The 20,344-nt window shown below is 61.3% G+C and carries 19 protein-coding genes and 1 pseudogene; 11 read left to right on the forward strand and 9 right to left on the reverse strand.

All coding sequences use genetic code 11. From position 1 onward, the window contains the following. Positions 1-106 precede the first annotated feature (106 nt). Positions 107-550: an IS200/IS605 family transposase gene (gene tnpA, locus OP10G_RS20295; protein WP_025228602.1), complete on the forward strand. Its 444-nt coding sequence runs from the start codon at positions 107-109 to the stop codon at positions 548-550. A gap of 71 nt (positions 551-621) precedes the next feature. On the opposite strand, the gene kdsA is transcribed toward tnpA, so the two are convergent. The 3 genes from kdsA to sdhB are packed head-to-tail and all read right to left on the reverse strand — an operon-like array spanning position 622 to position 2,751. Beyond that, a complete protein-coding gene (gene kdsA / locus OP10G_RS20300) occupies positions 622-1,452 on the reverse strand; it encodes a 3-deoxy-8-phosphooctulonate synthase (RefSeq protein WP_025228601.1) in 831 nt (276 codons plus the stop codon). Further along, complete coding sequence (locus OP10G_RS20305; RefSeq protein WP_025228600.1) at positions 1,449-1,913, reverse strand: protein-disulfide reductase DsbD domain-containing protein; 465 nt, start codon at positions 1,911-1,913, stop codon at positions 1,449-1,451. The genes kdsA and OP10G_RS20305 overlap by 4 nt, the downstream gene beginning before the upstream one ends. Positions 1,914-1,962: 49 nt before the next feature. Continuing rightward, entirely contained in the window at positions 1,963-2,751 is a 789-nt protein-coding gene (gene sdhB, locus OP10G_RS20310) for a succinate dehydrogenase iron-sulfur subunit (protein WP_038473482.1), read from the reverse strand. Positions 2,752-2,820: 69 nt separating this feature from the next. On the opposite strand from sdhB, the gene OP10G_RS20315 reads away from it, so the two are divergent. The 5 genes from OP10G_RS20315 to OP10G_RS20335 are packed head-to-tail and all read left to right on the forward strand — an operon-like array spanning position 2,821 to position 6,770. Beyond that, entirely contained in the window at positions 2,821-3,576 is a 756-nt protein-coding gene (locus tag OP10G_RS20315) for a WecB/TagA/CpsF family glycosyltransferase (RefSeq protein ID WP_052548059.1), read from the forward strand. Beyond that, complete coding sequence (locus tag OP10G_RS20320; RefSeq protein WP_025228597.1) at positions 3,573-4,121, forward strand: cob(I)yrinic acid a,c-diamide adenosyltransferase; 549 nt, start codon at positions 3,573-3,575, stop codon at positions 4,119-4,121. The genes OP10G_RS20315 and OP10G_RS20320 overlap by 4 nt, the downstream gene beginning before the upstream one ends. A 1-nt stretch (position 4,122) precedes the next feature. Beyond that, positions 4,123-4,869, forward strand: coding sequence for a hypothetical protein (locus OP10G_RS20325; RefSeq protein ID WP_025228596.1), 747 nt, complete (start codon positions 4,123-4,125; stop codon positions 4,867-4,869). A 57-nt stretch (positions 4,870-4,926) separates the two neighbouring features. Further along, the gene (locus OP10G_RS20330; protein ID WP_025228595.1) at positions 4,927-6,096 is read left to right on the forward strand and encodes a phosphoglycerate kinase; all 1,170 of its coding nucleotides are present in this window, start codon (positions 4,927-4,929) and stop codon (positions 6,094-6,096) included. Continuing rightward, complete coding sequence (locus tag OP10G_RS20335; RefSeq protein WP_025228594.1) at positions 6,096-6,770, forward strand: hypothetical protein; 675 nt, start codon at positions 6,096-6,098, stop codon at positions 6,768-6,770. The genes OP10G_RS20330 and OP10G_RS20335 overlap by 1 nt, the downstream gene beginning before the upstream one ends. A gap of 103 nt (positions 6,771-6,873) precedes the next feature. On the opposite strand, the gene OP10G_RS20340 is transcribed toward OP10G_RS20335, so the two are convergent. From OP10G_RS20340 to OP10G_RS20350, 3 genes are all read right to left on the reverse strand, one after another. Beyond that, positions 6,874-7,341 carry an EVE domain-containing protein gene (locus OP10G_RS20340; RefSeq protein WP_025228593.1) on the reverse strand — a complete coding sequence of 156 codons (468 nt, stop codon included), beginning with the start codon at positions 7,339-7,341 and terminating at the stop codon, positions 6,874-6,876. A gap of 98 nt (positions 7,342-7,439) precedes the next feature. Then, entirely contained in the window at positions 7,440-8,699 is a 1,260-nt protein-coding gene (locus tag OP10G_RS20345) for a DUF4097 family beta strand repeat-containing protein (RefSeq protein ID WP_025228592.1), read from the reverse strand. Next, complete coding sequence (locus OP10G_RS20350) at positions 8,696-9,097, reverse strand: DUF2089 domain-containing protein (RefSeq protein WP_025228591.1); 402 nt, start codon at positions 9,095-9,097, stop codon at positions 8,696-8,698. The genes OP10G_RS20345 and OP10G_RS20350 overlap by 4 nt, the downstream gene beginning before the upstream one ends. Before the next feature lie 340 nt (positions 9,098-9,437). On the opposite strand from OP10G_RS20350, the gene rpsD reads away from it, so the two are divergent. Beyond that, entirely contained in the window at positions 9,438-10,046 is a 609-nt protein-coding gene (rpsD, locus tag OP10G_RS20355) for a 30S ribosomal protein S4 (RefSeq protein ID WP_025228590.1), read from the forward strand. 195 nt (positions 10,047-10,241) lie between these two features. Continuing rightward, positions 10,242-10,700: a BON domain-containing protein gene (locus OP10G_RS25195; RefSeq protein WP_025228589.1), complete on the forward strand. Its 459-nt coding sequence runs from the start codon at positions 10,242-10,244 to the stop codon at positions 10,698-10,700. A gap of 44 nt (positions 10,701-10,744) precedes the next feature. On the opposite strand, the pseudogene OP10G_RS27980 reads toward OP10G_RS25195, so the two are convergent. The 3 genes and pseudogenes from OP10G_RS27980 to OP10G_RS25200 form a co-directional block, all read right to left on the reverse strand. Next, positions 10,745-12,470 (reverse strand): annotated as a pseudogene (locus OP10G_RS27980) (family 43 glycosylhydrolase). Positions 12,471-12,506: 36 nt separating this feature from the next. Then, entirely contained in the window at positions 12,507-13,883 is a 1,377-nt protein-coding gene (locus OP10G_RS20370) for a M28 family peptidase (protein WP_025228588.1), read from the reverse strand. A 101-nt stretch (positions 13,884-13,984) separates the two neighbouring features. After that, entirely contained in the window at positions 13,985-15,592 is a 1,608-nt protein-coding gene (locus OP10G_RS25200; protein WP_025228587.1) for a stalk domain-containing protein, read from the reverse strand. A gap of 178 nt (positions 15,593-15,770) precedes the next feature. Here OP10G_RS25200 and OP10G_RS20380 point away from each other — a divergent pair, with 178 nt between their 5' ends. The 3 genes from OP10G_RS20380 to OP10G_RS20390 are packed head-to-tail and all read left to right on the forward strand — an operon-like array spanning position 15,771 to position 20,335. Next, on the forward strand, positions 15,771-18,332 hold the full coding sequence (locus tag OP10G_RS20380; RefSeq protein WP_025228586.1) for a M14 family zinc carboxypeptidase: 2,562 nt from the start codon (positions 15,771-15,773) through the stop codon (positions 18,330-18,332). 7 nt (positions 18,333-18,339) lie between these two features. Further along, positions 18,340-19,452, forward strand: a complete 1,113-nt coding sequence (locus OP10G_RS20385) for a potassium channel family protein (RefSeq protein ID WP_025228585.1) — start codon at positions 18,340-18,342, stop codon at positions 19,450-19,452. 16 nt (positions 19,453-19,468) lie between these two features. Further along, the gene (locus OP10G_RS20390) at positions 19,469-20,335 is read left to right on the forward strand and encodes a diacylglycerol/lipid kinase family protein (RefSeq protein ID WP_025228584.1); all 867 of its coding nucleotides are present in this window, start codon (positions 19,469-19,471) and stop codon (positions 20,333-20,335) included. Positions 20,336-20,344: the final 9 nt, after the last annotated feature.

Raw genomic sequence — 20,344 nt, forward strand, 5'->3', positions numbered from 1 at the left:
GATTACAAAATCCACCCCGGAGGGGTGACAGAGAATAGCCAGGGGTTTCCTACCCCGTGGAAGAGAGTTGCCCATCCCGCACCCTGGAGGGGTGCCAGAATCCCTCATGGCTTCTACATATCTGAGCCTATATGTCCACGTCGTCTTCGCTACAAGAGAGCGGGCACCGACGATTCGCAAAGAGTGGATGAACGACCTCCATGCCTATACCGGCGGCACTGCACGGGCACTCGGAGTAACTCCCCTCGAAATAGGCGGTGTGGCAGATCACGTCCATCTCCTCCTCGGACTGAAAGCGACCCATACTGTGTCGGACGTCGTCCGCGAGATAAAGCGGGCCTCATCCGTCTGGGTCTCGCGAGAGAAGAATCGAGGATTTTCTTGGCAGGCCGGATACGGCGCATTTTCCGTCAGCCGTTGGGAACTGGACGCGTTGCGAACTTATATCGCCGGGCAAGAGGAACATCACCACGCCGTTTCGTCCGCCGATGAATTACGAGCGTTGCTCCTCGAACATGGGGTGGAGTATGAGGAGAAATATTTCGAATGATGTGGCACCCCTCCAGGGTGCGGGAGATTCGTCTCCATTGCCCCCGGGTAGGAAACCCGGCGCTAGCCTCTTCAACCCCTCCGGGGTAACGCCGAAGCCGATGCTACAATTGCCTTTACTTGCTCTAGCAACTCCCGCGCCCGAGCCAGCGGCCACTGCGTGGCGGCGTCCGAAAGGGCGCAAGCCGGATCTGGGTGGACCTCCAGGAACAAGGCGTCGATCCCAACCGCGACCGCTGCCCGGGTCATCGCCGGGATCGAATCCCGGACCCCTCCGGAGGAGGTTCCGCCCGCTCCCGGCCGCTGGGCCGAGTGGGTGGCGTCGAAGCAGACCGGCACGCCGAACGACCGCATGATCTCCAAACCCGGCATGTCGACGATCAGCGTGTTATAGCCAAAGCTGGTACCCCGCTCCGTAAGCATCGTCCCGTGGGCGTGGAATCCCGCCAGCTTCTCAACGATGTTCTTGGTGTCCTGCGGCGCCAAGAACTGTCCCTTCTTTACATTCACCGGCCGGCCGGTGGCGGCGGCCGCTTCCAAAAGATCCGATTGCCGGCAGAGGAACGCCGGAATCTGCAGCAGGTCCACCGTCTTCGCCACTTCGGCCGCCTGATCCGGCAAATGGATGTCGGTCGTCAGGGGAAGTCCGTGCTTCGCCTTCACCTGCGCCAAGATCTCCAGTCCCGCATCGATTCCCGCTCCACGGGTCGTCCCCGCCGAAGTCCGGTTTGCTTTGTCGTACGAAGCCTTGAAGATGTAGCCGAATCCGAGCTCCTGGCAGAGCCCCTTCATCTCCGTGGCAACCTGGTCGCACAACTCCCACGACTCGGCCAAACAAGGACCGGCGATGATGGTCAAACCACCCTCGCCGATCGGAACCTCGCCCACGCGAAACGAGTTCAAACCTTCTTACCGGGCTTGGTTACCGCCAGCTTTGCTTTCACGGTGAAAGCACCAGGAGGGAAACAAGAGTTGGCGTTGCACTGCTGATACTCGACCCGGAGGTTCACGTTGTACGTCCCCGGCTTCTTGTTAGTCTTGATCTCGAGCGGAATCGTGATCGCCCCTTCGTAAACCTTCGCGGGCTTCGCCTCTCCCGGCATCGTAAAGTCGACCCCTTTCGGATACTCCGCCTTTACCAACGTGAATCCTTTTTCGGACACCTTGACCACGAGCGGGATCTGGTACTGATCCGACGGCGGGTTCTGGTAGCCGTGCAGCCCCTCGGCGAACGTCACGGTTAGGATGGCCTTGACTACTGAGTCGCCGGGGACTTTGTCCTTGGCAAACTTAAGAGTCGCGGTGGGAGCCGCGGCGCTTTGGGCGAGGGCGGCGAGAAGGGCGATAGCGGGGAGGATCGGCATGGGATTTCTTACTCTGTTATCTGTATCGACGTTGCGAGAAGGGGGTGCGCTACGCGATTCCTACCCAACGCTTCAGCTTATAAACGGTCGTGTCTCGGTTGATCTGGGCGATGGCGCGGGTGAGCGGAACCCCCTTGGGGCAGACCTTAACGCAGTTCTGAGCGTTGCCGCAGCCGGTAATCCCTTCTTCACCCGAAAGGAATTCGAGCCGGTCGTTCTCTAGCGTCTTCCCTACCGGCTGCAGGTTGAACAGCAGCGCTTGACCGACCGCGGCCGGACCGACGAAGGTCGATTTCTCGTTCACCTGCGGGCAAGCCTCCACGCAGCAGCCGCACGTCATGCAGCGCGACAATGCGTAGCGAAGCTGGCGAACGTGGTCGTCCTGGGGCGGCGCCATCCCGAGGTCGTAGCTGCCGTCGATCGGCACCCACGCCTTTACCTTCATCAGGTTCTCGAACATCCGGCTCCGGTCAACGACCAGGTCGCGCACGACCGGAAACTTCTTCATCGGCTCGAGAGAAACATCCCACATGTCCGCCCCGGCTTCGCCAACTTCTTCAATCAGCGCCGTGCAAGCCTGCCGGATCATCCCGTTGATGTTCATCGTGCACGACCCGCACACCTCTTCAAGGCATGCCGCATCCCACGACGGGGGTTGAACCCGCTTGCCATCGGCCGTCCGCGGGTCCTTCTGAATCTCCATCAGCGCGGAGATCACGTTCATCTTCTCCTTGTAGGGGATGACGAACTCGTCCCAGTAGCTCTCCGACGCCTGATCTTTCTGGCGAAGGATTCTAAGGCGAACCTTGGTCGGCGTCACGGTCACAGTGGCAGACATCTTCGCCCTATTCTACGTTTTCGGATCGAAGCCTTGCACGAGTGAAGTGTGGAGTACACTTTTGATTGCATGTTGGGCGTCGAACCCGCATCTCACCTGCCCGATCGCGTCCATATCCTCGGGGTACCCATCGACCGGCTTTCGATGGACCAGACGCTCGCCCGCATCGAAGCGTTTATCGCCTCGGGAACGCCGCACATCGTCGTTACCGCCGACGCCGCCGGGATCGCCCAGGCGCAGCATGACCCGGCGCTGATGGAGATTTACCGCGCCGCCGAGTTGGTCACCCCCGACAGCATCGGCGTCGTCTGGGCCGCCCGCCGCGCTGGCCACCCGATCGAGACCCGGGTAAGCGGAGTCGATATCCTGGATAATCTGTGCCGCCTCAGCGCGGAGCGCGGCTACCGGATCTTTTTCCTTGGGGCGGAGCCAGGAGTCGCCGACCTCGCGGCGGAGAAGATGCGGCTCCGTCACCCCGGCTGCAACATCGTCGGAACGCGCCACGGCTACTTCCCTGCCGAAAGCGATGAGGTCGTGGCTCACGAGGTTGCCCTCTTCACCCCGGACATCCTGATCGTGGCGATGGGAATCCCCCGCCAAGAGAAGTTCATCCGGGCGACGGAACACATCATCCAGGCCAAGGTCGGGATCGGGGTCGGCGGCTCGCTCGACGTCTTCAGTGGCAAGGCGAAAAGGGCGCCGGCGATTGTCCAAAAGGCGAAGATGGAGTGGCTGTGGCGCACGGCGTCGAACCCTAAAAAGATTGCCAAGGCCCAAATGCTTCCCCGCTTCGTGATGCTCGTTCTGAGGTCCCGCCGAAAGTGAAGATCTACACCCGCGCCGGCGACGACGGCACAACCGGTCTTTACGGCGGCAAACGCGTCGCCAAGACTTCGGCGCGAATCCACGCTATCGGAGACGTCGACGAATTGAACGCCTCTCTCGGCGTCGCTCGAGGCTTGGCTGACGGCGCGATAAGAGACGATTTGGCGAAACTCCAAAGCTGGCTCTTCGACCTCGGAGGCGAACTGGCCTGTCCGCCGGGAGGAAAGTTTGATGTCCGGACAATCGGCGTCGGCCACTCCGAGTATCTCGAGCGCTCGATGGATGAACAGACGAAACTTCTGCCGCCCCTTCGTGCGTTTATCTTGCCGGGCGGTACCTCGCTTTCCGGCGAGTTACATCGAGCTCGAACGATCTGCCGCCGGGCCGAGCGTTCGGTGCTCGAACTTGCCGAGGTAGCGCCGGTTCGGGAAGAAGCGCGGGCATTCCTGAATCGTCTATCGGATTGGCTGTTTACCGCCGCTCGAACCGCGAACGCGGAACAAAACGTCCACGATATCGAATGGCATCCGTCGGAGGAATTCTAAAGTGATCTTATCGCTCATCGGCCTTATCGCCACCGTCTACCAGGGTGGCGCGCAAACCGAAGCCGCGCCGCCGGTGACCAAACCCGGAGCCCTTATCGGCCTCGCCTTCAAGAAATACCACGACGCCCAGTCGCTCGCCGGCACCATTCGCCTCACCCAAACCGCCCAGTCGGTAACCATCGTCGTCGACACTCAGGTCGCTTACGACCGGCCGAGCAAGCTCCTGATCCGCCAGCAAAAGGGCGGCTCCCAACCGCAAAACATCCTCTCGGTCAGCGACGGCCGTTATTTTTGGTACGACAAGCCCGCCGGCGTGTATGGTCCTCCCCGATTGCAAGAGCCGGTTTCGCAGCACCAGACGACCCAAACTCTCGATCAGATGTACAGCGCCGCTTCGCGCGGCCTCGCCGACCGCTCCGCCGTCCTGGACATCGTCTTCGCCCGGAACGAGGACCTTAAAGAGGTCAAGTCGCACTGGACGAATCTCCATTTCAACGGAACCGCCCAGATTCGCAGCCGCGAGGTCCAGCTTATTGAAGGGGACTATTGCGCGATCCCCGGCGAAGAGCCCAACGGCGCCTTCCAGCTTTCGATTACGAACACCGGCGATCTGATGCGTTACATCGTCAAGGAGCGGTACGCCGTTCCCGGACAAGAGAGCCAAACGGTGGAAGTGACCTCCACCTGGGACGCGAACCTAAAAGTTGGCGGATTCAACGACCCAGCCATCTACGCAGTGCGGCGCTGACCGAGAGGTAGCTCGGTCCCTTCCCTTGCCTCGCCGGTAGACTCTGCCGTTATGGGGCTGAGTAAGAAGACGGTTCGTGACATCGACGTTCAGGGCAAGCGCGTTCTCGTGCGGTGCGACTTCAATGTGCCGCTTGAAGGGGGAGCGATTACCGACGACCGCCGGATCACGGAAGCGTTGCCGACGATCAAGTACCTCATCGACCACCAGGCGATCGTTATCCTCGCCAGCCACCTTGGCCGGCCGAAAGGCGTGACGCCCGAATTCTCCCTACGTCCCGTTGCCGCCCGGCTTTCCGAGCTTCTTGGCAAAAACGTCCCTCTACTTCCCGATTGCGTAGGTCCGGAGGTGAAGGGGGCCGTCGACGCCGCGAAGCCAGGCGACGTGCTCCTCCTCGAAAACGTCCGTTTCCACCCGGAGGAGGAAAAGAACGATCCCGAGTTCGCCAAACAGCTCGCCGCGATCGCCCAAATCTACGTAAACGACGCCTTCGGCACCGCTCACCGCGCCCACGCTTCGACCGAAGGGGTCGCTCATATTCTGCCCGGCGTCGCCGGCTTTCTCATCGAAAAGGAGATCCAGCACCTCGGCCAAGCCGTGGAGAACCCGAAGCGTCCGTTCGTCGCGGTGATGGGGGGAAGCAAGGTGCGCGATAAGATCGCCCTTATCGATAATCTTCTGCCCCGCGTAGACCGTCTGCTCGTCGGCGGCGGCATGGTTTTCACCTTCTACAAGGCGCAAGGACACGCGATCGGCAAATCTCTGCTAGATGCGGACAGTCTTGACTACGCCAAGCGTTTGCTCGACGAGAACCCGGACAAAATCGTCCTTCCGACCGACATCGTCGTCGCCGACCGGCTCGCCGAGGATGTGGAAACCAAGGTCGTTCCCATAGACGGGATCGCCGACGGCATGATCGGCGCCGATATCGGACCGGATAGCCAGCACAATTTCGCCGAAATCATCGCGCAAGCCGGTACCGTTCTTTGGAACGGCCCGATGGGGGTTTTCGAGATGAAACCTTTCGAAGCCGGTACCCGCGCGGTTGCCCAAGCCTTGGCCGACGGCAAGGCCGTCAGCATCGTCGGCGGCGGAGACTCGGCCGCCGCGGTCGAGAAGTTCGGCGTCGCCGATAAGATGTCGCACGTCAGCACCGGCGGGGGGGCGAGTTTGGAATTCTTAGAGGGCAAAGAGTTGCCGGGCATCGCCGCTCTGCAAGATCGTTAATGTTCTTCTGCCTCCGAATCGATCTCGATTACGTCCCCTGGGACACCCCCGACGCGACCGAGTTCGGCCACGGCGAGCCCGCTGCGCTGCTTCGAATTCTCGACCTCGCCCGCTACACCGGTTTCAAGTTCCATTTCTTCGTTTCCAATCGGGTGCTGCGGGCCTTTCCGGCCAATGCCGAAGCGGCGCTTAACGATGGACACGACCTTGACTGGCTCTGCAAGCATCCAGAAGCGGCGGAGGCCAGGTTTCACGACGCGCGGGCTCTATTCTCCATGATCGGCCACGTGCCGGTCGGCATGGCCGTTCGCGGCGCTTGGCCCGCAAACGGAGAGGAGTTCGACGGGATCGAGCAGCTAGCATTCCTCAGCGCCGCCCCCGGCTTGGTTCCCAAAGGGCTCAAGCTCTTCCCCGTCGAGACCCGCGCCGCCCGCGAAGCAACCCGTGCCGGAATGAGCGCGCGGGCATGGACGGATGTGACTAAAACTCAGTTACGGGAAGCCGCGAGCCGCAACTTCGGCCTGACCCTGATCGTCCGCCCCCAGGTTCTCGCCCGCTTCGACCCAAAGCTAAGCCACCTCAAAGAGATCCTCGACTTCGCCCGCGCCCTCGACCTTCCGGTCCAAACCCTCCGCGACTCACTCCGCTCCGAGTCCAGCTCAACGAAGCCATAACCGACGTGGCACGGGCGGCTCGCCCGTGAGTATCTCGGGCGGCCCGCCCGAGTCCTGGCGTACCGGAGGTAGGCCAGCCGTCTGGAGGGATCGTTGCCGGTAACTATGCGCGAAGGCCTGGGAGCGCGTTAACGATCTTCCATTCCTCCGCGGTAACCGGCATCACGCTTAGCCGCTGACCGCGGCGCAGGACCAGCATCTCTTCGAGCCCGGGAACCTCGCGGAGCTCCGCGAGCGTCGCGATGCGGGCGTATTTCTCGACCAGGCGGACGTTTCGCGCCAGCCAACGCGGGTTGTCGCGCGGAGACTTCTCGTCGTAATACTCGCTCGTGGGATCGAACTGGGTCGGGTCCGGATACGCCTCGCCGACGATCTCCATGACCCCCACGATTCCGGCCGGGTCCACGCTGGAGTGATAAAAGAAAGCGAGGTCTCCGGCCTTCATGGAGTCGCGCATAAAGTTTCGAACCGTATAGTTCCGGCACCCTTCCCACATCGCCGGCTTCTTCTCCGCCGCAAGGTCGTCGATGGAGTAACAATCGGGCTCCGACTTCATCAGCCAGTACTGCATGGGTCAAGTATGGCAAGGGAAAGGCGTGAGGCGTTGGGCGCTAGGCGTAAAGGAAAGGGTAATGCGGGAAAGCAAACCCAACGCCCAACGCCCAACGCCTAACCAGCCGTAACCGCCTGCTTCATTTCGACCGACACGTTGCCGGTAACGGCGCTGATGTCCAGCGTGCCCGTCCCGGCGCCGAGGCGGCCCGTGATACGCTGATCCTGCTTCGTCTGGTCCTGCAGCTCCAAGCCACACTCCACGTTGCCGCGCAACGTCGAAAGGGTAACCCGGCAATCGCTGCCGTCCGGAACCGTGAGAACCACGTCACCGTTAACCGTTCGTACGTTCAGAGTGCCGGTGACCGGCTCCTCCAGCTCGACCTTGATCGAACCGGAAACCGACTCGACCGCAACGGTCTTGCCTATGACGTGCGACAAGTGCACGTTGCCGTTGGCAGAGCGCGCGTTGATGTTCCCCTTGATTCGGGTCGCTCGGATGTCGCCGTGCTTGTTCTCGATTTGCAGCGAAGGGGTCGTCGTATCTTCAACCGAAACGTCTCCGTTCTCGCCTTGGATCTCAACCACGCCGTTCAGACCCCGAAGCTTGACGTCTCCATCGCGTCCGAATACCCGGCAGGATCCGCGCGTATCCATGATCTGGACGTCGCCCGTCTCCACCCTTGCCTCGACCGCGCCGGTACCCGGCATTTGAATTTCAAGATCGACGTGCAATCCGCTAACGTCCGGCTGGCGAATGAGGACGGTGAAGTCGCTCTCTTCGATAATCAGCGTGTAGGCCTCGGCCTTTGCCTTGGCATCCTCCGCCGTGGCCCCCCTGAACTTGGCCCGCGCGGTGGCGCTGCCAACGTCGAAGCCGCCCACGATCTTGACGTTCCCGCAAGAGTTGTCGACCTTGAGCGTCTTCCCGACCGGGATCGAAAGCGGGAGGCTGACCTCCTTAACTTCCCCAGTTGAGAGCCAAGCCAGGTTCACTTTTCCCTTGCTGATATCTTCCAAGCCGCCCTTGAGCGTCTCAAAACCTTTCCTCGCAGACTGCCGGGCGTTCTTACTCACCTCGGACCAGTTAACGGCGGCGGCTCCCTCCTTCGTCAACTTCTCGATCGACTCGACGAGCTGCTTCAGCGGATCGCGGTGCGATCCGGCGTTCGGAGGAGGCGGCGGCGTAGCATCGGCTGCTTTCTCGGCGGCTTCGGCGGTCGCCGTCTCTGCCGCGGCGGCCTCTTCGTAATCGTTCCGCCCGCCGTAGTCGGCTCGCTCGCTGGCGTAAAACGCATCGATGAGGTCGGCGGCGTCGTCCGGGCTCAGTTTCCCTTCCGCGACCAGCTTGCTGATCCTCTGGATTTCGTCCCTCATTTTAAAACTCCCAACTTGCTCTTCGCTTCTTCGGCCGTAATCTCGCCCTTCTCGAGCTGGTCCAGCACCTTCCGCTTCTTATCTCCATTCTTATCCTTACGACCCGTTTCTTCGCGCATCGGCGTCAGATCGAGCGACTCTAGAAGGGAGTCCAATCTCGCCCGGACGGTCGGATAGCTCATTTTCAGCTCGCGCTCTACGGAGTTGAGCATTCCACGGCAGCGGAGAAATGTTTCGAGAAACCGCTGCTGCTCCGGATCTAGCCGGGCATAGCGAGGGACCTCGAATTTCCCACGAATGGTGATGCCACTATCTTCGTTGGCGAGCTCGGAGATGTAGAGATCGCCGCCAGAGACCGGGTCTCTCGCGGGTATGGGATGATACTTATCCTTGCTCATGGGGTGATTTACGAGATTGTAATGTACGCGGTTGCGCCAAGTGAAGATTCTAGAGGCCTGTTTAAGGATTCTCAACCCAATTCACGTCAAACGGGACTACTGGCCATCAAAAGTGTTTGGAGTGAGGCGTCGGGCGCTGGGCGTTTGGCATTCCGCCCACGTCAATCCCATAAGTCTAAGACCCCATATGTCGCCGAAGTCCCATCCGTCCCATCCAACAGGGTATTGCCTCACACTAGCCAACGCCCAACGCCCAACGCCCAACGCCTAGCACCCACCCCCCCCATCAGGTATATTCAGAAGTTCGCGACTGCGGGTCGCGTTTCTATACCGAAATCACATGGCGACCTACCGAGGAAGAAAGACCGACATTTGCCGAACCGTCGGCTATGACATTTGGGGCCGGCCGAAGAGCCCGGCTGCCAAGCGACCGTATCCGAGTGGACAGCACGGTCCAAACCTGAAGGACCGCCGACAGTCCGAGTATGGCGAGCAGCTCCTGGCCAAACAGGTTATCCGCCGATACTACAACATGCTCGAGAAGCAGTTCTCGAACGCGTTTAAGAAGGCGCAGCGAATGCCGGGCAATACCAGCCTGAACTTCCTTCGCTTGCTCGAGCTTCGGCTTGCCACCACCGTGTGGCGCCTCGGCTACGCGCGAACCGTTTTCCAGGCCCGACAGATGGTCAGCCACTGCCACATCATGGTGAACGGAAAGATGGTCAACATCCCGAGCTTCCTGCTCAAGGTCGGCGACGTCGTCGAAGTCCGCGACCGAGACAGCAGCCGGCGCATCGCCCGAGACAACCACTACGAAGGTTCCGCCGTTCCCGCCTACATGGATGTGGACGTTCCGAACTTCCGAGGCAAGGTCGTCGCCCTCCCCGAGCGCGAGGACTTCCCCAAGTTCTTCCAAGAACAGCAGGTCGTCGAGTTCTACGCTCGTTAAGCTAGGACCGCGCGGTTCAAAAAATCCCTCGATCAAATGGATCGAGGGATTTTTTTATTTCTTGTTCGACCCACGGCTTACGGGCCAGCAGGGTAGCCACGGAACACGCGGAACCTTCCGTCAGTCGCTTCTCGTGAGTAATTCCCTGCACTCGCAAGAGAAGTGGATGAACCTCAACCAGGGAGAACTGACAACATGCGAAACACAATCTTAATCACCGCGCTCGCGGCCGTAATGGGACTCGGAGTCCTCAGCGGCTGCACGCCGGAAGCCCGTGAAAAGTACGACTCCGCCGGAGAGTCTGCGGCCGATGCCACCAAGAAGACGGGTGACGCCGTAGCAACCGATGCCGCAAAGACGGGGCAGGCGGTCGAGAAGAGCGCCGAGGCTGCCGGCCAGGCCGTGAAGAACGCCGCCGACAACACCGCCAAGGCGGTCGACAACAGCGCGACCACCGGATCCGTGAAGAGCGCCCTGCTTACCGCTAAGGGGCTCAAGACGAATAATCTTAACGTCGATACCATCGGCAACAAGATCGTCCTTCGAGGAAGCGTCCCCGACGAAGCGCAAAAGAAGCAGGCCGAGAACATCGCTCTTGGCATCGCCGGAAAACAATTCACCGTCGAGAATCAACTGACGATTGCCCCGCAGTAGTATCGAGTCCGAGTGCGCGAGCCCCGCTCGCGCACTCGCTTTCGCTACGGATCGACCTTGACGACTGCCGTGCGTTCCGAGATCCCGTTCTCGTTGAACGCCTCGATTTGGAAGAAATACGCCCGGTCGCGATCCATCGCGCGGAAGTAATACTCGTTCTTGCCGTACACCATCACGCTCGTGTACACCTTGTCCGGCGCAACCCCCGAGTAAATGACGTATCCGGTGGCGTCGTCCGAAACTTGCCACTTCAACCAGGCGTTCCGCTTATCCGTCACCTCGCCGCGAAGTGGAACGAACCCTTTCACCGGTTTCGGCCGCTCGCCGTTCCCCTTTCCGAACACCCGCAACCCGCTGATCGCGAATTTGCCCGTCGGCATGTGCACATTCTCCAGCCGGATATAACGCGCCTCTACCGGCTTTGCCAGTTCGACGTAGTCGTGCGGGACGTCCGTCCGGTTCTCGCTCTTATCGACGATCGTCTGCCAACGCTTTCCGTCTCTTGACGCCAGCAGACGATACTGGTGATAGATGTCCGTTTTCTTCCCCATGAACTCGGCGTCTTGGTCGCCGTAATTCACCTGGATGGCGCGCACGGTGGAAACGCGCCCGAGGTCGCTCTGCAGCCATTCGCCCTTGTCGCCGGTGGCCGCCGACCAATAGGTCTTGATATCCTCGTCCACCGCGTTGTTCGCCGAGAACCCACCCAAGGTCGAGGACACCGTCACCGGCTTCCCGTAATTAAGGAGCATCCAACCCGCGAACTCTCCCCCCTTCCCCGGACCTTCCGGTAGCGTCGTGGGGTAGTCGCCGTACGCGGTGTCGCAATGCATCACGTCGTCTTTGTCGAACGCCGCCGGCCAGATTTCCGATCCGACGTTCGAAGTTGTTCTTCACGCAGATCCCAATCGTGCTTGTGTGCCACCAGTTTCCGAACTTGTCCTGGTAGGTCGCTCCGTGCCCGGCTCCCCGCGCAAAACCGCCCGGCTTGTAGGAGAGCGGGTTGTGGTCCTGATAGTGGAACGGCCCGAGCGGCTTGTCGCTTACGTAAACGCCGTCGCCGTACCCGCTGAACTCGGTTCCCGGCGCGCCGTACTGCAGGTAGTACTTCCCGTTGTGCTTGGTCGTCCACGCCCCTTCGATGAACGGCTTCAGAAACGTGTTGTCGTTATGCTCTCCGAACCGCTCCCAGCCGTGGAGATCGTCATGGAGCTTGATCAGCTCCTTATGCTCTCCGATCGGCTTGAGCGTCTTTGGATCGATCTCGGTCCCGTAGATCGGATAGACGTTGCTCGACCCATGGTACAGGTAGAGCCGTCCGTCGTCGTCCAGCAAGAACGCCGGATCCCAAGCCCCCACCGGAAACTCCTTGATCGCCTCCGTCCAGTCGTCGACTTTCGGGTTCCGGCTCATCCAAATCGGAAAATCCTTTGCATAAGTCGAGCCGATCACGTAGAGGGCGTCTCCCATCACGAACGGAGCCGGCGCACAGAGCTCATCGTAAACCTGGTGCCACGGCTTCAAGAACTTCCGTGAGACGAAGTGCCAGTGAAGCATGTCCTCGCTCCACCAATATCCCCATTGGTTGGTTGAGAACAGATAGTAGTCGCCCCGGAATGTGACGATCGCCGGGTCCGCTGTCGCCCGGTGTTTCCCTTGCTCGACAAAGTTCGGAATCGGGCAGTAGCCGTAGTCCAAGTTGATCGGATTGCAATAGGTGCGTTGAGGCGTAGAAGTCATGAGAACGGCGGCGAACAAGAGGCCAATCATGGATCGACCTCAGTTTTAGCAGGTTATCGCGCGGCCTTAGGGTGTTATCGGCAGCACGAGATCGAGCTTTTGTCCGTTCCGCAAGATCGACGCGCGCATCTGCCGCCCAAATTTCCCCCTCAGCATCGCTTCCATAATCGCCTGGAGCTCGGCAAGTTTCATGTCGCGCCGAATCGCATGGTACTGAGGCGGCCCAATCGCTCGATCCGTGTAATAGCCGAGCATCGCGTCCGCTATCTGGAAGCCCGCCTTCTCTCCCGGCCGGTTGCGCAGGATGCCAGTAACCCGAAGGCACCCCTGCCCCCGCCCCAAGTGTAAGGCATCGCACTCCGCGGGGGTCGCCAAATCCGCGGTCATCCCCAGGTCCGGCATCGGCGATTGGTTAAAGCGGGGCCTCTCCGGCCGATCCGCCAGGCTGATCAACATCGACAGCGCAAACCTCGCCGCCTCCGCCGTCCGGGCGAAATCGATCCTGTCGGCGGTATCGGTGGGCCGGTGACGCTCGGCGTCGGTTTGCCCCGAAAGAACGATCGCCGCGATTCGCGCCGAAGCAAACGGGTAATGGTCGCTGTCCGGGATCGGCACCGGGATGTTGGCTTGCACGTGCGTTCCCATTTCCAAGTTCGCCTCCTTCATCGTCGCACTCCAAAAGCCGCCGGTCATAAACGCGCTAAGGGTTAGCGGTTTCTCCGGCGCCTTTCCGATGCACTCAAGGTTCATCATGGCCACGTGGCGGCTCAGTTCGAACGGCGGGTGGTTCACGTAGAAGATCGATCCCGCTATCTCGTGTTCTTCCGCGCCGAACGCCGCGAAAAGGATCGATCGCTTGGGCCGAAGTCCGCCACTCGTAATGGTGCGGGCGATCGCGAGAATCGCCGAGCAGCTCGACAGATTATCGTTGGCGCTGTTCCAAATGTCGTCTTTGCTGTTCGCCTCCCTCGGCGGCAGCCGGGGTCCCGCATCCGCTTGCCCCAGACGTCCCTGACCGTCGTAGTGCGCCCCGATCACGACGATTTCGTTTTTCAGAACCGGGTCCGAACCCTCCAAAAAGGCGAGGACGTTGCGCGACCGCCTTTGCTCCCACGGCCGAATCGGGGCATGGGGGTAGAAACTGAATTCTTGAAAGTAGGTGGCATGTCCGTGCCGTCGGTCGCCCGCCGGCTGAAGCCCCAGCTCCGCGTACCGCGTCGCCAGGTACTCGGCAGCCCTCTTTTCCCCTGGATACCCTCCGCCCCTTCCTTCGTAGCGATCCGAGGCGAGCTCCACGATAGCCGGCTTCACCGCGTCCGCCGTCAGATACCGCTCCGCGACGCTCTTCGTCTGTTGAGCCGGCGACAACGCGGCGCAGCCGAGCAAACAGGCGATCGGTACGACTATCGAGCGCCGAGGTGCGAAGGAGCAAAAGCCGGTCATTGCGTCGAGCGTTACGCTCCCCGGCCCATAAGGTTGCAACAACGATGACCGCCCGCCGCGTTAGCGCAACGGACGGTCTTGCGATAGCCCGGTTCGAGTGCCTACTTTCTGGCCTTGATGACCACCGGGTCGGACTCTTTACCGTCGCGTCCGATTGACGTTACCGTGATCGTGTACGTCGTCCCGCGTGAATTGGCGAATCCGCTCAGGTGGATCGGCTGCGACTGGAAGTTTCCTTGGCTGTCTACATCCAGCGTCTGCTCCGCCAGCGTCCCCTTCGTGCCAAGCACGCCCAGGAGACTCGCGGAATACTCCACCTTGACCTTAACCTGACTGTTCCGGCGAGCCGTGCCCGTCACTTGGAACGAGTCGTTCAACCGCTCCCCTTCCACCGGCGACGTCACCTTCGGGCGCTGCAGAATGGCGTGGTTGCGAATCGCCGCCGCGTTATTCTGTGGGTCTGTCGTGTACGACTCTCCGTCCTTCGATCTGAGCGAAGCCCGAATCGGCATCGCGAAAAAGTCGTCGTCCTGCCGGATCGTATATTCCGCCACGTATCGCCCCGGAGCCGTCTCCCGCAAGCCAACCCGGTCTCGCCCCGGCCCAAGATCGATCGACCCCTTTCCGCCCGGTTCGCCGACCAAAGTAAAGTGGACGACCTGGCCCGGTTGCGGGTCGTTACCGGCATCCGAGGTAAACGACCGGATCACGTCTGATCGTTGGCCGACGTTGAAGGTCCAACTCTGGTTCGCCGGATTTCCGGCTCTGTCTTCCGCGAAGACCGAAACCTCGTGCTTGCCGGGCGCGAGCGCCGTCGGCGGGCGATAGGCGAAGAACTTGGAAGTCACCGTCGCGTCGGAGGTCACGTTGCGTCCGTCGAGAAGTATCCGCACCCGGTCCGTCGCGATGCCGCTGCCGCTCCCGTCGTCGAAACTCGCCGTAATGTTCGGCTGAGGACTGCTCGTCCGCGAATTCGGCGTCGGAGAGTTCTCGAGAATCTTCGGAATCTCGGTATCGACGGTCACCGCCGTCGCAGCGTTAATTACCTTCTCTGCGTTTCCCCTCCGCAGCCGGGCAAGCGCCTTGGCCCCGTTTACCGTGAGTGCCGAACTTGGCATCGCGACGGTCGCCTCGTAACGCCCGGGCGAAACCTCCGTCATCGGCACTTCCTGCGTCACTCCCGGTATTTGAAGCGTGGCCGTTCCCCCGGGCGTCCCTTGCAGCACGTACCGAACGGGCATTCCGGCCCGCAGAAATCCCGTATGGTCGGAATCTAGCGACACCACGTCGAGCGCTCCGGGGGTGGGCGGAGCATGGAAATCGTCCGGACGTCCAACTCCCGCATTGTTCGTGAGAATGTTCACAGATTGGGCGACGCCATCCCAACGGACGTCAGCCCCAAGCGCCTCACCCATAAATCGCAAGGGCACCAGCGTGCTGCCGCGATACTCCATCGCCGGGACGTCCAACGTCACCTCGCGCCCGTTCAGGCGGGCAACCCGGTCGCCCAGCCTTAGCTGCAAGTCGATGTCCCCTCTGGTCGCCGTTACGGTGCGGGTCGACGCCTCGTATCCGACGTAAGCGCCCAACTTCTCCATCACTCCGCGCAACGGAACCATGACCCGGCCGCTGACCTGCTGGGGTCCCACTCCCGGAAAACTGACCGGCTGCCCGTTGACGTTAACCGAAATTCCTTGCGCCAGACTCATCGCCGCTAGCGAAATGGCCGCCGAACCGACTGCCCAACGTGTCCTATTAAGTTTCATTTTAAGTCTCCCAAACACCCGTGCCATCCACGCGCGCGTGCCCTGGGTTTACGACTGTCGCCTTTCAGTTGCAGTTCGGTTTGGCAACAAGCGTTCTCGCCTGTGATACGCTCTGCGAACAATGAGAAGGCGACTCGTTCCTGCTCTTCTGGCTCTACTGGCGAGCACCGCCCTTGGTCAAACTCAGTCTCTGGATGTGGCCTACGGCCAAAAGATCCGCGAATACACGACCGAGCCGTTCTTCCTCACTCCACTCATCGACCATCTACCGGTCAGTAAAACCGTGCCCACGCCGGAGAAATTCTTCGGCCACGTCACCGGCGCTCCGAACATCCTCACCTACAGCAAACCGCTCGCCGACTACTTGCGAGCACTGGAGAAGGCTTCCCCACGTGTCCACGTAATCTCCATGGGGCCTAGCGAGGAAGGGCGCGAGATGGTCGTCGCCCTCATTTCCGACGCCGACAATCTATCCCACCTTTCCGACATCAAGCGAATGAACGGCCGTCTCGCCGATCCGCGCGGTCTCCAAGAAGCCGAAGCCCAGGCGCTCTTGAAGCGAACCGTGCCGATGTATTGGCTCACCGGCGCCATGCACGCGCCGGAAAGCGGTCCGCCCGAAATGCTGATGGAGCTCGCCTACCGGCTCGCCGTCAGCGAGGAGCCGAACATCAAGACGATCAGAAAAAATTCGATCGTCATGATCACCCCCGTCCTCGACACCGACGGCCGAGACCGCGCCGTCGACGTTTACCGCTACCGTAAGGCGAACCCGGGAAAGGCTCCGATCCCGCTGGTCTACTGGGGAAAGTACGTCGCTCACGACGACAACCGGGACGGCATGACGCTTGCCCTCAAAATGTCGAAGGCGCTCACCAAGACCTGGCTCGAGTACCACCCGCAGGTGATGCACGACCTCCACGAGTCGGTACCGTTCCTCTACATCTCCACCGGCACCGGCCCGTACAACGCCTGGATCGATCCGATCACCGTCTCCGAATGGCAGGATCTCGCCTACGAAGAGATCGAACAGCTCACCAAAGCGAACGTCCCCGGCGTTTGGACCCACGGCTTCTTCGACGGCTGGGCCGCTAACTATGGCAAGACCGTGGCCGACGGACACAACGCGATCGGCCGCTTCTACGAAACATTCAGCGCCGGCGGCGCGGACACCGGGATCCGCAGCACCGGCAGCGCATCGACCCGCGAGTGGTATCGCCCCAACCCGCCCTTCCCTTCCGTCCGCTGGTCGCTGCGAGATAACGTCAACCTTTCCGAGTCCGGCATCCTCGTCGCCCTGCACAAGGTCGCCAGCGAGAAAGATCGATACCTTCAGAACTTCTATCTGAAGTCGAAGCGCGCCGTCGCCAAGGGTCGAACGGAAGGCCCCGGGGCCTGGGTCTTCCCCTCCAACGACCCCGCCCGTAAGCGGCAGGCGATGTTGCTCAAGCTGCTCCAGAGCCACGGGATCGAGATTCAGCGGCTAGACGAAGCCGCCAACCTAGACGGCCAGTCGATCCCCCGCGGGTCTTACGTCGTACGCATGGACCAGCCCTACAGCCGGATGGCCGACATGCTGCTCGACACGCAGTATTACAAACCGAGCGACCCGCGCTCCTACGACGACACCGGCTGGAGCCTTGGACCGCTCTTCGACGTCAAGACGTGGCGAATCAAAGACCCCGCCATCCTCGATCGCCAGATGTCGCCCTCTCCCGACATCACGATGATCGAATCCGATGCGCCCCGCCTAACCAAGCCACTGCGCATCGCTCTCGTCCACACGTGGACGAACACCCAGGACGAGGGATGGGCCCGTCTCGCCCTCGAAGGGATGAAGGTTCCTTACGACTACCTCTCCGTCCACGCGATCCGCGACAACGCCGACCTGAGGGCGAAGTACGACCTGATCCTGATCCCCCAAACCGGAGGCAGCGCCCAAAGCCTGGTCAACGGAATCCCGAAAGTGGGGGATCCAATCCCGTGGCGCCCGACTCCCGAATACCCGAACCTCGGCGGACCGGACGCCACCGACGACATTCGCGGCGGCCTCGAGCTTGCGGGAGTGGCCAACCTCCAAAAGTTCGCCCGCGAAGGCGGCACTCTGGTCTGCGTCGGCAACGCCGCCCGAATGCCAATCGACTACGGTCTCGTCTCCGGTGTCTCGATCACTCCTCCGCAGGCGCTGAACGCCCCCGGAGGCGTCTACCTTACGACGAAAGAGGACGCCGAGTCGCCCCTGCTGAAAGGGTACGGCGCCAACCTCGCCGGCTACTTCAACATGAACACGATGCCGATCCTCTCGACCGGCGGAGGAAGCGGCCAAGGACGTGGCGGCGCTCCTGAGCGCGCAAGCGGACGCGGCTCCCTGACCGATCCCGATGTCATCCAGGGCCGCCCGCCTTACACTCCCAAAGCCAAGCCCGGCGACGTCCCCGAGAATGACTCCCCCAGGAACCAGGGCGATCGGCCTCGCGTATTGCTGCGTTTCGCCGGCCGAGACCAAGTAATGGTCAGCGGCATGATCGACCACCCGGAGGAGCTCGCCGGTAAGCCGGCGCTCATCGACTGCCCCACCGGAAAAGGCCACATCGTTCTGTTCGCGATCAATCCGTTCTGGCGAGGTCAAACGGTTGGCAGTTATCAGCTTGTCCTGAACGCCGCGGAGTGGGTCAAACCGTGATCCGGAGTTGAGCGTTCTCCTCGTCGTACTTGGGCCAGCCCTCATCGCCCTGGCCCTCTGGGATATTTTTCACACCATGGTGCTCCCCCGCACCCTGGTGTCCAGATTTCGCCTCACCCAGCTTTTTTATCGCATCACCTGGCCCCTTGCGTCTTGGCTCGCCCGCCGAATCCCGCCAGGGCGGATTCGCGATTCGTTGCTGGCAAGTTACGGACCTCTTTCGCTCATCGCGTTGATTAGCTGGTGGGCGACGGTACTTATCGTCGGCTTTGCGTGCCTCGGCTACGGAGTCGAGTCGATGCAAGGAGTTCCACGGGGGTTCTTCCAAGAGCTCTATCTCAGCGGAACCACCTTCTTTACCCTCGGTCTCGGGGACGAGAAACCCCAAACCGCCATCACAAGGGTAATCACGTTCTTAGAAGCAGGTATTGGATTCGGCACTCTTGCCATCGTCATCGGATACCTGCCGGTCCTCTATCAGGCATTCGCCCGTCGAGAGTTGAACATCGTGCTCCTTGCCTCCCGAGCCGGCTATCCCAGCACCGCGGCCGGGTTGCTCACCCGTTTGGGACGCCACCCCGACGAAAGCCGGCTCCTCGCCGCCCTCTCTACCTACGAGCAATGGTGCGCGGAGGTCATGGAGAACCACTCCAGCTATCCCATGCTCGCCCACTACCGGTCCCAACACGAGCGGCAATCCTGGCTCGCATCGCTTACGATGCTCTTAGATACATGCGCTGTGCTCCAGGTTGGATTTGAAAACCACCCGGAGTGGCACGGCGCCGTCGAGGATCAAGCCGAGCTGACCTTTGCGATGGGTTGCCGAGCGGTCGTAAAACTCACCACTCTTATCCAGCCGCCGGCCCGCGAAGGGTACCCCGACCGCCTTCAGCCGGCGCGGCTGGCCTACCTCGCAAGGGTTCTTTCCGGTTCCGGATTAGAGCTACGCCACGATCCCGAGTCGGTCTCCCGCCTCAACGAGCTTCGGCAACTCTACGAACCACAAGTATTTTCGATCGCCCGCCACCTCTTATTGGACATTCCTCCATTCGTCGTGGAGTCGGAGATGTTCGAGTCCACTACTCCCGAGTCCGCCGTGCGCGATGCTGAGGAGACCTAACGGGGACGACCTGCGAATGACACGCCCTATCAGCGTCATTCTAAACCCGGCCGCCGGACGAGGCCAAGCCGCAAAGCTAGTGCGGGAACTCGTCGGCCGCCTCGGCCCGATCCTTGAGACGAGCGGCCCCGGCGATGCCGAGCGTCTGGCAAGGCGGGCCGCGGACGACGGCGGGATCGTCGTAGCCGCCGGGGGCGATGGCACGGTCGGCGAGGTGGCGGCCGGAATCTATGGCTCCGACGCGACTCTAGCCATATTGCCGGTTGGGACCGGAAACGACTTCGCCCGGACCCTCGGCGTCGCTTCCCTACCCGTTGCCCTCGCTGCCATCGATCAGAGGACCGCCAAACCAATCGATCTGATCCGGTGGCGGTGTGGCGACGCCGGCGGACTTGCCATCAACATCGCCGGTTGCGGCTTCGACGCCCTGGTCGCCGAGCGGATCAACAAAGGTTTTCGATACCTTCGCGGAACCTCTGCCTACATCGCCGCCGTCCTCACCACCCTCCGCTCCTACCGCCCCGCAGCCCTTACGGTGATCGTCGACGGAGAGACGATCGAAACGACCGTCATGCTCTGCGCGGTGGCCAACGCGAAGTCGTATGGAGGCGGCATGCTCGTCGCCCCAAACGCCGAGGTCGATGACGGCGAGCTTGACCTTGTCGTGGTCGAAGGAATCGGCAAAGTGGAATTCCTCCGCGCCTTCCCCTCGGTCTTCAAGGGAGCCCACCTCACCCATCCACGCGTCAGATCCATCCGCGGCCGATCGATCTCGATTCATGCCGAGCCACCTTTACCCGTCCTCTCCGATGGCGAGTTGGTCGGCGTCACCCCGGCGGAATTCGAGGTGATCCACAACGCATTGAAGGTAGTCGTCCCCTAGGTCGGAAGA

Origin of the sequence: Fimbriimonas ginsengisoli Gsoil 348, assembly GCF_000724625.1 — a bacterium.
Classification (GTDB): domain Bacteria; phylum Armatimonadota; class Fimbriimonadia; order Fimbriimonadales; family Fimbriimonadaceae; genus Fimbriimonas; species Fimbriimonas ginsengisoli.

Coding starts and splice junctions, on each gene's coding strand:
- tnpA (WP_025228602.1), top strand. CDS start 107: ATGGCTTCTACATATCTGAGCCTATATGTCCACGTCGTCTTCGCTACA.
- sdhB (WP_038473482.1), bottom strand. CDS start 2,751: ATGTCTGCCACTGTGACCGTGACGCCGACCAAGGTTCGCCTTAGAATC.
- OP10G_RS20380 (WP_025228586.1), top strand. CDS start 15,771: ATGAGAAGGCGACTCGTTCCTGCTCTTCTGGCTCTACTGGCGAGCACC.
- OP10G_RS20370 (WP_025228588.1), bottom strand. CDS start 13,883: ATGACCGGCTTTTGCTCCTTCGCACCTCGGCGCTCGATAGTCGTACCG.
- OP10G_RS25195 (WP_025228589.1), top strand. CDS start 10,242: ATGCGAAACACAATCTTAATCACCGCGCTCGCGGCCGTAATGGGACTC.
- OP10G_RS20345 (WP_025228592.1), bottom strand. CDS start 8,699: ATGAGGGACGAAATCCAGAGGATCAGCAAGCTGGTCGCGGAAGGGAAA.
- OP10G_RS20340 (WP_025228593.1), bottom strand. CDS start 7,341: ATGCAGTACTGGCTGATGAAGTCGGAGCCCGATTGTTACTCCATCGAC.
- OP10G_RS25200 (WP_025228587.1), bottom strand. CDS start 15,592: ATGAGTCTGGCGCAAGGAATTTCGGTTAACGTCAACGGGCAGCCGGTC.
- OP10G_RS20305 (WP_025228600.1), bottom strand. CDS start 1,913: ATGCCGATCCTCCCCGCTATCGCCCTTCTCGCCGCCCTCGCCCAAAGC.
- OP10G_RS20390 (WP_025228584.1), top strand. CDS start 19,469: ATGACACGCCCTATCAGCGTCATTCTAAACCCGGCCGCCGGACGAGGC.
- OP10G_RS20335 (WP_025228594.1), top strand. CDS start 6,096: ATGTTCTTCTGCCTCCGAATCGATCTCGATTACGTCCCCTGGGACACC.
- OP10G_RS20315 (WP_052548059.1), top strand. CDS start 2,821: ATGTTGGGCGTCGAACCCGCATCTCACCTGCCCGATCGCGTCCATATC.
- OP10G_RS20350 (WP_025228591.1), bottom strand. CDS start 9,097: ATGAGCAAGGATAAGTATCATCCCATACCCGCGAGAGACCCGGTCTCT.
- rpsD (WP_025228590.1), top strand. CDS start 9,438: ATGGCGACCTACCGAGGAAGAAAGACCGACATTTGCCGAACCGTCGGC.